Source organism: Streptomyces sp. NRRL B-1347, from assembly GCF_000720325.1.
GTDB lineage: Bacteria > Actinomycetota > Actinomycetes > Streptomycetales > Streptomycetaceae > Streptomyces.
The window spans coordinates 165,893-175,035 of record NZ_JOJM01000018.1 but is presented as its reverse complement, the minus strand read 5'-3'; the positions used below and the strand labels follow the sequence as shown (position 1 = coordinate 175,035).

The following is a 9,143-nucleotide window of genomic DNA, read 5'->3' as shown; positions in this document are numbered from 1 at the left end:
CACCCACACCACCAGCGCCACCACCACCCACATCACCGCAACCCAGAACAACCAAACCGCCTTCACCAGCACCATCACCACCACACCCCACCCCTAACCACCCCACACAGCCACAGCCACAGCCCCACGACGGACAACCAAGACCCACACAGCCAGGAACCCGCAACCCGCACCCGCACCACAACCGAGGCGACCGGCGGCCAGCCCCACCACCGGCACCCACCAAGCACACAACATCCATCCACCGCGCTCCAGCACAGCTAGGGCCGTACCGTTACCCCCATGTGCTGGAGCGCCACAGCCAACCTCACCGCAGGCACGGCCATCACCGCCGTGGGACTCGCCACCCTCACCCGCGCCACCCGACACCCCCACGACCTGCCCCTGGCCGCACTCCCCCTCCTCCTCGGAACCCACCAACTCACCGAAGCCGCCGTCTGGCACAACAACGGCGGCGCCGGACCTGCCACCACCGCCTGGGCCGTCATCGCCCTGCCCCTGCTTCCGCTCTGGGTACCAGCAGCCGTCCTCTGCGCCACCCCACCCCACACCCACCACCGACTGCTCATCCCTCTCACCGCAGGCATCGCGACAGCCGCAGCACTCACGTACGCGCTGGCCACCCGCACCGTCACCGCCGAGATCCGCGGGCACACCATCGGCTACACCCTGGGGCTGCCGCACACAGAACTGACCCTCACCGGCTACCTCCTCGCCACCATCGGCTCCCTCCTCCTGTCCGGCGACCGCACCCTCACCCTTCTCGGCATCCTGACCTCCACCGGAGCCGCAGTCTCCGCCGTGCTGTGGCAGCGGGAATTCATCTCCACCTGGTGCGCAACCGCCGCAGTCGCCTCACTCCTCCTCTACCACTGGACCAGACAGCGCCCAGACAACACCCCAAAACCCTGACGGGCCCCGGCACACCCGCCCCCACGCACCCAGTTCCACTGACCGGAACCGCACTGGCAGCCAGCCGGGCCATGCGGCAAGGTGAGGACGCCTTCCGCGCACCAAGAGCCCCTCGTGCACGAAAGGCGCACCCTCCAAAACCCGCCCCACAGGCGCACGTTCCCTTGCCCCGTGACGGCGGGCCAGCCGGAACAAAATGGGGAGGCACACATGGACCTGAGACAGCCCAAATCCGGAACGCCCAAGGACGGCGGCGACGGCGAGAACCCGGACCGGCGCGCCATGCTCATCACCGTGCTCAAAGCGACCGCAGGCGCGGCAGCCACCGCCGCGACAGCCGGGGCACTCGCCGGCCCCGCCGCAGCCGCAGGACCGCGACGCGGCCCCACGTCAGCCCGCGCGAACCAGGCGGACTGGCGGTTCTGTGTGAAGTGCTACGGCTTGTTCTTCCGCGGCTATCCGTCCGACGGCGCCTGCCCCGCCGGGGGCGGACACGACTCGGCCGGCTACAACTTCAACCTGCCGCACGGCGTACCGGAGACACCGACCGCGCAGCGCAACTGGCGCTTCTGCGACAAGTGCTACGGCCTCTTCTTCTACGGCTACCCCACCAACGGCCGCTGCCCCACCGGTGACGCCCACCGCATGGCCGGGTACGACTTCGTCCTGCCGCACGACATCCCCGAGAACGGCAAGTCGCAGCGCAACTGGCGCTTCTGCGACAAGTGCTATGGCCTGTTCTTCTACGGCTACCCCACCGACGGCGTCTGTCCCGCCGGTGCCTCCCACCGCAAAGCCGGGTACGACTTCGTCCTCCCCTACCTCTAAGACGGCCACCGAAGGCCAGCTCAGGGGACCGGCAGCAGGGCGAGAGACAGGCAGAACGAGCACCGGCACAGGAACGGCCTCAACAGCCCTGGCCCTTCACCTCCCCCGCTCCTAGCGTCTGCAGAGCGGCGCGGTCACCCGCGCCGACAGCAACGTCACACCCGGCACAGGATGCGACAGCACGCGAAGGGAGCAAACATGAGCGAGGACGTGAAAGCCCAGAAGTTCAGCACTCTCTTCCGCTGGTTCGATCAGAACGGCGACGGCCGCCTCACCCACGACGACCTGCACCGCATGGCCGAGCTGTTCACCGGGCTGGCACGCGAGGACGACACAGCGAACGCCACCGCCATGCGCGACGCCTTCGAGACGTGGTGGCAGCTCCTGCTCACCCACGGCGACGCCGACAAGAACGGGGAGATCTCCCGGCAGGAGTTCATCACCGTCATGGAGGCCCAGGTCACCCATCCCCAGCACTTCGAACAAGCCGTCCTGGCCATCGTCGACGCCCTCATGCGCGCCCTGGACACCAACCAGGACGGAACGCTCAGCCAGACCGAGTACGTCCGCATGTACGACGCCCTCGGCGTCCCCCCGACACACTCCGAGGCCGCCTTCCGGCTCCTCGACCGCGACAACGACGGCCGACTCAGCCACGCCGAATTCAGGACCGCCATCACCGAGTTCTACCTCAGCACCGACCCCAAAGCCCCCGGAAACCAACTCCTCGGCCCCCTCGACCAACCCACCTGAACAAGCAGTACGGCCGCGCGATACACGGCGACGGCTGAATCGGGCAGACAGGCCATACGGGACGACGACCATAGCCGCAATCTCCGACCGCAGCTCCGGGTGCATCAGTTCCTCGTGACGGAAACCGATCCGACACACCCGCATGGCGTCCCCGACATGAGCCGCCCAAGCCTCCACCCGCGCCCGAGCGGTGTGAGTTCGGGTTGACGAGCCCAGGACCGCCGACGAGAAGAACGCCTCTGGCATTTCCCGGAGAAGGAGAACGACCGCATCGTCCTCCAAGCTCGCCTCGGGATCGAGAACAGGGGCGACCGGTACGTCAACGTCGAGTACGTCGGCGACCTGGTCCAGGACGTCGAAGGACGTGAACGGCCCGCGACCCCACACGCCCTTTGGCCCCTCCAACGGAACGGGTTGAACCCCAACCTGTTCCTCCAGCAGGAATTCACGATCAAGGAGCTGTCGGAACACTACGAAGCACACAAGGAGGGGCGGCCGCTCCCCCACCGTGTGACCGGCGCCCTCACTGCGTATGACAGCCGCTGTACACGCCCGGCACGGACGGCCAGCAGAGCCTGCCGCCCTCGTCGCCGCCCCGGCTGCCGAAGACCCGCCGCTGCAGGCGGACGACATGGCTGAGGAGTAAGGCCGCCCCAGCCATTACCGTCGGCAAGCTACGCATCAGACATGAATGATCTTTCGCTGCGACGGGTGAGCGTTCTCACCGAAGACTGGGATCAGGTCCGGCGGCGTCGGTAGTACGCATACGTGAGAACCAGAAGCAGCGGGCCCCACAGGTTCAACAGCCCGCTCATCGCCATCGCGAGGACATCCCAGCCCTCGTCGTACGGCCAGGCCGCCGTGCCGCCGGTAGCGGCTTCGTACAGCCAGTGAATGCCGAGCGCGGTGAAGACGAGGCCGCCTGCGGTTGCGGGGATGATCGCGGCGGCCGGTGGGACGCTTCGCCCGCCCAGCCCCGGCACCCGGTGCGGAACAACCTCGCCCCAGCGGCGGACCAATCCGAAGCTGAGCAGCGCGAGGATCTCGGTGAGGATCGTCAGTCCGAAGACGTAAGGGGCGTTGTACCAGGCAGGGGGCAGGGGCTCGCCGCCCATTCCGTACCCGAAGGCGAAGGGCAGCCGCCAGATGCCGACGGGCAGCGCAACGAGCGGGATGGCGTGCGCGACGCGCTCCGCCCAGGCGGGCACGCTGTGTTGTGCGGGGCCCGTCGCTTCGGCCTTCCAGGCGGGGTGCCATGTTGTCGTCATGCATTCACTCTGCCGTGAGGCGTGGCGACGCGGATCAACTCGGAGGTTGGCCCTGTCACGCGCCGCTTCCGCCCCGCGGTGGAGCAAGGTCAGCCTCCGCGATGATGAGGGCGCGGTGTCACGGCTTGGGATCGCGACGAACCTGCGTACCGTGCAACCCACTTCGTGGGCACTGAAGAGTCAATCGCCCAAACTTCGATCGCGCCAGTGGTGCGCCCACCCAGGTGGGTGTGTCATGTTTCGTGCCGCCGCACATCCGCCTTTTGGCATGCGGCCCACTCGTTGCTCGCCGTCCCGTAATGGAGTCTCATGTCTGACATATCTGTGCGCCTGGCAAACGATGCCGACCGTTCTGTACTGGAACGTCTCTGGCTGATGTTCCGCCACGACCTGTCCGAGTTCGGTGGTCTGCTGCCCAACCCGGACGGGACGTTCCGAAGCGAATGGCTCCAGGCGGCCTTCGACGACACCGATTGGGCACCGTACCTGCTGATGAGCGGCGAACACCCCGTCGGCCTCGCTCTCGTCCGCGGGCTGGTCGGACACACGCGCGTACTCAACGGCTTCTTCGTGGTGCGTGGGGCGCGGAGATCCGGGATCGGGATGCGTGCCGTTCAGGAGGTGGTCGCCAGGCACCCGGGGCCGTGGGAAGTCGCCTTCCAGGATGCCAACGCGGGCGCCGTGCGTTTCTGGCGCAGTGTCGCGACCGAGATCGCGGGTGACACCTGGACGGAGGATCGCAGGCCGGTTCCAGGCCGCCCCGACCTGCCGCCCGACGTATGGATCTCATTCGACGCGCGCACGTGAGGGCAGGGACCGACGCTTCGTCCAGTGGAAGAGCGAGCATAGTCCTGGCAGCAACGGAGGCACCGGAGGCGCGGTCAGTGCGTGTATTGGCGCCGCCCACTCCCCCAGAACCGTGGGGCGGCCGTGAGAAGCAGCTCGACCGCATGGGTGTCCGGCCTCGCATCGACATGCCATCTGTCCCTGGCCTGGCCTATGTTCACGCTTGTCCAAGCCCAGCCTCAGGTGCGGGGTTGGCGTGGTGGGCGCGGCGGGCTCCGATCAGCAGCAGGGCGCACGCGAGCGCGAAGAGCGGCCAGGGCGTGAACGGGAGGACCACGGCGTCGACGGCGGTCCAGGCCGCCAGCGTCCAGGCGATGAACGCCGGCGGGGTGATGCCGCGGCGGTCCAGCCACAGCACCGTCAGGCCGACCAGGACGAGCGGTGGGCCGAAGCTTTCCAGGCTCAGCCAGTACGCGCTGCCCGCCGGGCTCATGTCGGCAAGGTCCTCGCTCCACAGGCCGCCGCTGAACCATGTCCCGGCGTGGCGTGCGGCCTTCTCCACGGTCAGGGCGAGGACGGTGTGTGCGGCTCCGAGTAACGCGATGATCCAGCCAGCCCACTTGATCATCCGTGTTCTCCGTTCTCGTCGCGAAGCCGCGCGGTGCGGCTTCATCTCGGTTGTCTCTGCGTAGTGGGGTCCCGCAGTCTCCGGAACCCTAGTTCCGATACTTCAGTTTCGATACTCTCGTTCCGTATAGTGCGGGCATGACGGTGAGAAAGCAACGGGGTGGACGCCCCCGCGACAGTCGCGTAGATGACAAGATCCTCCAGACCGCCCGTGAGCTGATCGACGAAGTCGGCTACCCGGCACTGACCGTCGACCAGGTCGCGGCGCGCGCGGGGGTGGGCAAGGCGGCGATCTACCGCCGTTACACGTCCAAGGCCGAGATGGCGTTCGCTGCCACCATGTACGAACAGCAGTTGCCGCCGCTGGTCGGCACCGGCTCGCTGCACGGGGACCTGCTGGCGCTGGTCCGCGCGTCCCACATCCGCATGGCCACTCCGGCAGCCCGACAGCTGGCACCGGCCCTGATCAGCGAAATCGCCGTCAATCCCGGTCTGGATACGCGGTTCCGGGACACTTTCCTGGCCGCCGAACAGGCCATCTTCGCCGAGATCATCGAACAGGCCGTGGCCCGCGGCGAGTTGGCCGGACCCGTCGATCCCGCGATGGCCCACCTGCTGCTGCTCGGCCCCCTGGCGTCCGCCCTGTACATCATCAACCTGCCCGTTGACGACGCGATGGTCACCGCCCTCGCCACCGCGGCCGCAGCAGGAATCGCCGCCCTGGCCGACCGGCACCATAGCGCCCCCGGCGCAGCCTCCGAGCCGCACTGACGAGGCCATCCCTCAAGGTCGCCTGTCCACGCACTCGTTGAGGACAAGGGGAACGGAGCCGCTCCCTTGCCACGCGGGCTGACGCGCCAACTGGCCGTACGTGGGCGAATCCGCACTGGCCGCTGTCAGGTGGCGCCCGCCCCAACCGCCAACGCCCGTGGCCCTGGAACGCCTCGAACGCCCCTTGGGCTGTGCGCTACGAAATCGATACCGTGAGCGAGCTGCGAGGCGGGTGGGGACCGAACGACAGGGCGTCGGCATATCACGCCCAGCGAAAGCACTTTGATCGCTCCGCTCCACACCGACACCGTGGAAGAGCAGGTCGCGCGCATTGACACCTCCTCCGCTTCGGTGGAGACCATCGACGTCCCCGTCGAGAACGGATTCTGGGTCGAGGCGGCGGTCGGCAATATCGGCCGACGTGTGGATCTCGGCAACGCCAACGGGGCGGTGCCGCAGGTCACCGTCGTCGACGTGGACGACACGGGCGCGACGACGGTCATCGACAATCACAGCCCGGGGCGGGCCACCTCACCCACCGCACTGGCCGTCGCCCGCGACGGCAGCAGGCTCTACGCGGTCTACGCGGACCGCGAAGGCGAGATCCTGGACGCCGCCACACTCGCCGCCGTCGGCAAGCTGCCCTGCCCGGCGGTGGACGAAGCCTGCCTCGCGGTCGGGCTCGACGGACGCCTGCTGGTCGCGGGCTCGGACAGGACCTGCACGCTGATCACCCCCGCGGCCAACGCGACCCCGTTGACCATCAGGCTCCCCGCCCCGCCGGTGGCGGCCGTCGCGGCAGCGCGGAACCAAGCCGCCTGACCGTCGAATAGGCCGCGCGGCCCTCGGAGCTGGTCGTGCATCCTCGAGGGCGAGCCGGAGCGGGGCGACGTGAGCGCTGAATTTCCGGTACGGCGATGCCGCGGGCGCTCGGCCGGGTGGAATTGCTGGTCATGGGGCTGGCGTGAGCAGCGGGGTGGGCGGTGGTGCTGGTGGCGGGCGGGCCCTGCCTTCCATATCGCCTGCCAGTGGGCGTCGTCGCCCCCACTTCTCCGCTCACCTCCCATGCCGGGCCTGCTAGTTACCAGTGGCACGACAGGTAGAACCACGCCCAGCAGACCGCTGCTGCCCGCGAGGCCGCCGGACACCTGCGCTCCGCCTACCAGTCCGCGGCCCAGCAGCCGCCGATGGCCGTCCTGCGCCACCGTGGCCGCCGCCTCGCCCAACCGCCGCGACACCGGCAGCTGGTTCACCTGCGCCAGGCGGTATCGGAGCTAGCCGGGCAGACCCTCGCCGAACCGGGCTGGCGCGCGCTCGCCGCGACCCTCGCCGACGCCGAAGCCCTCGGGTCTCGGGTCTCGGGTCTCGGGGCAACTGGACGAGCAGGGCGAAGCGTTGGAGCGCGAGGCGCTGTAGGTCTTGACCCTTGGGGTGTCGATCACCACCGCGGTCGGTTCCGGCGTGCTGCCTGTGTCCTCGCTGACGCGGCGCCCCGCAGCTTTACGGCGGCCTCCGGCCCGGGGCGCCGGGTGTCTCACAAAACGCGCCCGCCATGGGGCCGAATGGGCCAAACCCCTTGAGTCTTCAGCAACTTGGGGTGGGCGCGCCTATGGTTTGCGGTCATGGGTGATGCGAAGTGGCCTGCCCGCGAGCCTTGTTCCTTCATCAAGGCGACATGCCATGTCCCCGCAGGGACGAGGAGCATGCTCACCCCGCGTCATGTGGCCGGGGCCGTGGTCTGCGAAGGCTCCCGAACCGTTCTGCACACCGGCCGCGGCCCGCACCTGAGCCGATCCATCGTGCGGCGGCGCTTCGAGAACCGCGCCGCGACCGGGCCATCGCCCGCGATCACGCCTTGCCACCACCCGCCGAGCCGATGGCAGCGCACCCCCGCTGAATCCAGAAGGCGCCACCATCCAACGCCGCCCCTCTCAGGAGCATCGGACAAGGGAAACCGCTCATGGAAGAGCAATCGATGCACCACCCGCCCAATCCCCCTGCCCCGGTGATCGATTCCCCGCACGAGAAAGCGACGGTGACCGATCCGCGGGAGCCGATCACCGGCACGGCCGACTCGCCGGCCGAGCAGGTCAGTATCCAGGAGGGGGCAAACCTGCTGGGCACCACTCCAGTCTTCGGCCATACCTGGACGTACACTCCGGAAACAGACTGGACGGAAGGCGCTCACTGGGTCTCCGCCACTGCTTCGTACCGTGCCCGGTTCGATCACCACTATGGCGACATCTATTCGACGCCAACCCACGTGGCCTTCGACGTGGCGGCTATACCACTGAGAGTGGCCGCTCCGGTGATCGTCTCTCCGGGGGAGGGTGCGACGGTGACCGCGTTGCGGCAGCAGGTCACCGGCACAGCAGACCCCGACGTTGAGACGGTCACTCTCTCCGAGGGAAGCACCCCGCTGCTGGGTGAAGCACGCGTGACCGGCACCACCTGGACCTACACCCCCACGACCGACTGGGCCCCGGGCCCGCACACCCTCACCGCCACCGCACACAGAGGCATTCTCACATCACCGCCGTCCGCTCCCCGCCACTTCTCCGTGCTGTCGGCGCTGGCCGCTCCGGTGATCGTCTCCCCAGGAGAGGGTGCGACGGTGACCGCGTTGCGGCAGCAGGTCACCGGCACGGCCGATCCCGGGGTGGACAAGGTCACTCTCGCCGACGGGAGCACCCCACTGCCGGGTGAGGCACACGTAACCGGCACCAGCTGGACCTACACCCCCACGACCGACTGGGCCCCGGGCTCGCACGCCGTCACCGCCACCGCGCGCAGAAGCGGCCGGGACTCACCGGCCTCCGCCCCCCGCCACTTCTCCGTGCAGACCCCTTCTCCAACGGTGTCGGTGGATCTGGTGGACCCACTTGCCGACCAGCAGGCAGAGCAGGTCGACTGCGCGTTCACGCACAAGCTCGACGTGCACATCACCGAGAACGAGGTCGCTGTGCGCATGCTGCCCATCACCTTCACCATCAATGGATCCACCGACTCCGTGTTCGACACCGGGGCGACCGCGTACCCGTCCCGAACCGATGACCAGGGGGTGGCACCTGCGACGACGCTGTATGCCGGGGACACACCGGGCGGTTTCACCGTCACGGTCACCTCGCCCGAACGTGCCGACGTACGCAAGGACATCCGCCTCACCGTCCAGCCCCGTTCCTGAATCCAAGGAGGAGC

Annotated in this window: 9 protein-coding genes; 7 read left to right on the top strand and 2 right to left on the bottom strand. The window is 68.5% G+C overall.

What is annotated here, in order from left to right; translation table 11 throughout:
- The first annotated feature begins 282 nt into the window (after positions 1-282).
- The 3 genes from IG74_RS0117910 (at position 283) to IG74_RS0117900 (ending at position 2,493) form a co-directional block, all read left to right on the top strand.
- Entirely contained in the window at positions 283-912 is a 630-nt protein-coding gene (locus tag IG74_RS0117910; RefSeq protein ID WP_030677571.1) for a DUF6629 family protein, read from the top strand.
- A 210-nt stretch (positions 913-1,122) separates the two neighbouring features.
- Positions 1,123-1,740, top strand: coding sequence for a hypothetical protein (locus IG74_RS0117905; protein ID WP_199818846.1), 618 nt, complete (start codon positions 1,123-1,125; stop codon positions 1,738-1,740).
- Positions 1,741-1,938: 198 nt separating this feature from the next.
- Entirely contained in the window at positions 1,939-2,493 is a 555-nt protein-coding gene (locus IG74_RS0117900; RefSeq protein WP_030677566.1) for an EF-hand domain-containing protein, read from the top strand.
- Positions 2,494-3,230: 737 nt separating this feature from the next.
- On the opposite strand, the gene IG74_RS0117895 is transcribed toward IG74_RS0117900, so the two are convergent.
- Positions 3,231-3,761 (bottom strand): hypothetical protein, encoded by a 531-nt coding sequence (locus tag IG74_RS0117895; protein WP_030677563.1) that lies wholly within the window; start codon positions 3,759-3,761, stop codon positions 3,231-3,233.
- Positions 3,762-4,070: 309 nt separating this feature from the next.
- Between IG74_RS0117895 and IG74_RS0117890 the strand changes: the two genes are divergently transcribed.
- Entirely contained in the window at positions 4,071-4,568 is a 498-nt protein-coding gene (locus IG74_RS0117890) for a GNAT family N-acetyltransferase (RefSeq protein WP_030677560.1), read from the top strand.
- A gap of 196 nt (positions 4,569-4,764) precedes the next feature.
- On the opposite strand, the gene IG74_RS0117885 is transcribed toward IG74_RS0117890, so the two are convergent.
- The gene (locus tag IG74_RS0117885; RefSeq protein WP_030677555.1) at positions 4,765-5,175 is read right to left on the bottom strand and encodes a DUF6463 family protein; all 411 of its coding nucleotides are present in this window, start codon (positions 5,173-5,175) and stop codon (positions 4,765-4,767) included.
- A 137-nt stretch (positions 5,176-5,312) separates the two neighbouring features.
- On the opposite strand from IG74_RS0117885, the gene IG74_RS0117880 reads away from it, so the two are divergent.
- The 3 genes from IG74_RS0117880 to IG74_RS52120 all read left to right on the top strand — a co-directional run bounded on the left by IG74_RS0117880 (position 5,313) and on the right by IG74_RS52120 (position 9,129).
- Entirely contained in the window at positions 5,313-5,945 is a 633-nt protein-coding gene (locus IG74_RS0117880) for a TetR/AcrR family transcriptional regulator (RefSeq protein WP_037825624.1), read from the top strand.
- A gap of 309 nt (positions 5,946-6,254) precedes the next feature.
- The gene (locus tag IG74_RS0117875; protein ID WP_158857664.1) at positions 6,255-6,767 is read left to right on the top strand and encodes a hypothetical protein; all 513 of its coding nucleotides are present in this window, start codon (positions 6,255-6,257) and stop codon (positions 6,765-6,767) included.
- Positions 6,768-7,905: 1,138 nt separating this feature from the next.
- A complete protein-coding gene (locus IG74_RS52120; protein WP_030677547.1) occupies positions 7,906-9,129 on the top strand; it encodes a hypothetical protein in 1,224 nt (407 codons plus the stop codon).
- Positions 9,130-9,143 lie beyond the last annotated feature (14 nt).

What these genes read in the sequence shown, in the direction of transcription:
- IG74_RS0117910 (WP_030677571.1), top strand. Translation starts at nt 283, where the DNA reads ATGTGCTGGAGCGCCACAGCCAACCTCACCGCAGGCACGGCCATCACC.
- IG74_RS0117900 (WP_030677566.1), top strand. Translation starts at nt 1,939, where the DNA reads ATGAGCGAGGACGTGAAAGCCCAGAAGTTCAGCACTCTCTTCCGCTGG.
- IG74_RS0117895 (WP_030677563.1), bottom strand. Translation starts at nt 3,761, where the DNA reads ATGACGACAACATGGCACCCCGCCTGGAAGGCCGAAGCGACGGGCCCC.
- IG74_RS0117890 (WP_030677560.1), top strand. Translation starts at nt 4,071, where the DNA reads ATGTCTGACATATCTGTGCGCCTGGCAAACGATGCCGACCGTTCTGTA.
- IG74_RS0117880 (WP_037825624.1), top strand. Translation starts at nt 5,313, where the DNA reads ATGACGGTGAGAAAGCAACGGGGTGGACGCCCCCGCGACAGTCGCGTA.
- IG74_RS0117905 (WP_199818846.1), top strand. Translation starts at nt 1,123, where the DNA reads ATGGACCTGAGACAGCCCAAATCCGGAACGCCCAAGGACGGCGGCGAC.
- IG74_RS52120 (WP_030677547.1), top strand. Translation starts at nt 7,906, where the DNA reads ATGGAAGAGCAATCGATGCACCACCCGCCCAATCCCCCTGCCCCGGTG.
- IG74_RS0117885 (WP_030677555.1), bottom strand. Translation starts at nt 5,175, where the DNA reads ATGATCAAGTGGGCTGGCTGGATCATCGCGTTACTCGGAGCCGCACAC.